Source organism: Streptomyces huiliensis (assembly GCF_020037025.1).
GTDB lineage: Bacteria > Actinomycetota > Actinomycetes > Streptomycetales > Streptomycetaceae > Streptomyces > Streptomyces huiliensis.
Window position 1 is genome coordinate 1 of record NZ_JAIQLH010000490.1, and the last position, 2,828, is coordinate 2,828.

A 2,828-nucleotide genomic window follows, 5' to 3' on the forward strand; every position below is an offset into this window, starting at 1 on the left:
GAGCTGCCGGGCGCCGCCGGGCCCGTCCGCTTCGACTTCGTGCCCGCCCACCACTGGAGCAAGCGGACGTTCACCGACACCTGCCGCTCGCTGTGGGGCGGCTGGGTGCTGACCGCGCCGGACGGCCGGCGCGTGTACTTCGCCGGCGACACCGGCTACGGCCCCTGGTTCGGGCGCATCGGCGCCCGCTACCCGGGCCTCGACCTGGCGCTGCTGCCGATCGGCGCCTACGCGCCGCGCTGGATGCTCGGCCCGGTCCACACGGACCCGGAGGAAGCCGTCCGCGCCTGCCTGGACCTCGGCGCCCGGATCATGGCGCCCATGCACTGGGCCACCTTCCTGCTGTCCGCCGAACCGCCGATGGAGCCGCTCCGGCGGGTGCGGGCCGCCTGGCAGGCGGCCGGCCGGAGCCGGGACGAGCTGTGGGACCTGCCGGTCGGCGGGTCACGGGTGCTGCGGGAGGGCGTGAGCCCGGAGCGCGCGCCGGGCGCCCGGGGCGGGGCCTCGTCGGCGTGAGGCATCTCGTCGGCGTGCGGTGCGTTGCCGGCGTGAGGCGCCTCGTCGGTGCGCGGGGCCTCGTCGTCGGCGCTCGGCGCGCGTCTCACCCCCGCGCCCGGGTCGCCATCGCCTCCCAGAACCCGTGCAGCTCCCGGGCCCGCATCCCCGCCCAGTGCGGCGTCCGCCGCCGCAGCACCCCGGACGAGCGCCGCCGGGCCCGGCCGCGCAGCAGGGCCTGCTGCTGCCGGCAGAACGGCTCCCGCAGCTCTGCCCGTGGTTGGACGCCGCGCGGCGGGTAGGGGCAGAACCGGAACGGGCAGGCCGGCAGGCAGGTGGAGCCCGGCGCGGGGAGGGCGGAGGTGCCGGCCGTCAGGTGCGGGTGGAGGGCCCTCCGGTCCTGGGTGAGGCAGGGCGGGAGTGGGGCGCCCGGCTGCCGCGAGCGACGGAACCGCTCCTCCACCTCGTCCGGCCGGCCGTCCCGCTCGATGAGGTTCGTCAGCACCAGCACGTCGGCGACCAGGCGCTGGGCGCGCGCGTCGAGGGTGCTCCAGCCGACCGAGGGCGGCAGCCACAGGTTGTGCTTGCGGTAGCGCTGAGGCGCGCAGGCGCGCGAACCGATGGTGTCGACGACGGACTTCTCGTCGATCCACAGGAACCGCTCCGGACGCCGGGTCTCCAGGGCCAGCGCCGCCAGGTCCCCGGCCTCGGCGACGAACGGGTGCAGGGCCGTCTGCCCCGCCGGGCCGTCCGCTGACCCGTCCCCGACGCCATCCGGCGTCACCGCGCCCGCCATCGACAGCCAGCGGCGCACCGTCTGCACCGCGGTGGTCGGCCGGGCGGCGAGCGTCCCCGCGTCCTCGTCCTCCGCACACTCCGGATCCGCCCCCGCGTCCGCCTCCGGTCCGCCGCGCGCGATGCTGTCCGGCAGCTTCCACAGGCACAGCGCCTGCACCAGCGTGAGCTGCGCGTACCAGCAGCGGGACTGCTGGAGGACGGTCTCCGCGTGCCGGATGAGCTCGCTGCGCCCGCCCTCGTACGCCAGTGGGTGCCGCTTCCGCCGGTTCGCCGCGTACTTGAAGCCCTGTGCGAGCGCGTTCTCCAGCACCAGCGGCAGGTCGGGGGTGCCGCCGGTGTGCCGCGGGTCCAGGTGGCGCAGCCACTTCGTCAGCCGGTACCGCGCCTCGTCGCGGTGGCCGTCGGAGACGGACCCCAGCAGCATCGGGACCATCCAGGCGCGGATGACGAACTCCCGGACCAGCTCCTTGCGTTGCTCCCGGTAGCGGCGGTGGACGTCCTGCCGCTCCCCGTCGAGCCGGTCCCGCGCGGCCGCGTCGGGGCGCCGGCCGGCCGGCACGCCCTGGGCCGCGGCGGCCCACGCGTCGTACGCCCGGCGCCGCTCGTCCTTCAGCGCGCGTACCCGCGACCGGTACTCCTCCACCGGGTCGGAGTCGACGCCGACCCGTCGGCGGATCACGGCGAACGCCGCGTCGCCGCCGTTGCCGAACTCCTGGGCGGCCGCCAGCCGGACGGTGTGCGACGGTTCCTGCCGGGCCAGCTCGAAGAGCCGGTCGTACAGCGGGGTGGTGTCGGTCTTGCCGTCCGCCGCGCGCAGCGCCGCGCCGAGCTGCTTGACGAGGCCGAGCTTGGCCTCCTCCAGGGTCCGGCCGTTCCCCCGGATGCCCTGCCAGCGCCGGGACAGGGTGGCGGTGACGGTGTGCAGCAGCCGCGGCGCGTCCTCCACCGCGTCCATCTCCAGCGCGGCGGCGTACAGGTCGAGCGCCTTGGGGTCGGTGCGCCGGTCGGCGGCGGCGGAGAGCTGCCGGGCCAGCGACCGGCCGCTCAGCGGCGACCGCCGCCACAGCTCGTGCAGGTCGCGGCGGACGTCCGCCGCCAGCCCGCCGCCGGTGCCCGCGAGTTCGGCCGCGCGCGCCCGGGAGAGCAGCACCAGCGCGATCAGCAGCTCCCGGCTGGGCCCGGGCGGCGACAGGGCCTGCTGGACGAGGGCGCCCGCGCGGCGCTCCCCGAGGTGGGCCAGCATCCGGAAGCCCAGGTACGCCTGGATGACGCTGTGCGGGAAGCGGACCTTCTTCTCGAACCCCTCGACCAGGCCCAGGGCGTCCGCGCGGGAGGCCGCCCGGGCCAGCGCGGCCTGGCACTGGCCGGTGTTGCCCGTCGCCAACTGCCGCCGGTCCGCCTCCCCGAGGCGGTCGCGGAAGGCGTCCCAGAGCCGCTCGCGGTGCCACTCGGAGTAGGCGTCGCCGCGCTTGCCGTACCGGTCGAAGCGGCGGCCCGCCCACAGGTGCCCGGCCGTCGCCCCGGCCCGCCGGACC

1 protein-coding gene and 1 pseudogene are annotated in these 2,828 nt (G+C 77.2%); one reads left to right on the forward strand and one right to left on the reverse strand.

Annotated features, from left to right (window positions below):
* Nucleotides 1–516, forward strand: a 516-nt coding sequence (locus JNW98_RS35395) for an MBL fold metallo-hydrolase (RefSeq protein WP_263421538.1), incomplete at its 5' end; no start/stop codon positions are given.
* An 85-nt stretch (nt 517–601) separates the two neighbouring features.
* Here JNW98_RS35395 and JNW98_RS35400 read toward each other — a convergent pair.
* Nucleotides 602–2,828 (reverse strand): annotated as a pseudogene (locus JNW98_RS35400) (ATP-binding protein); the annotation flags it as partial.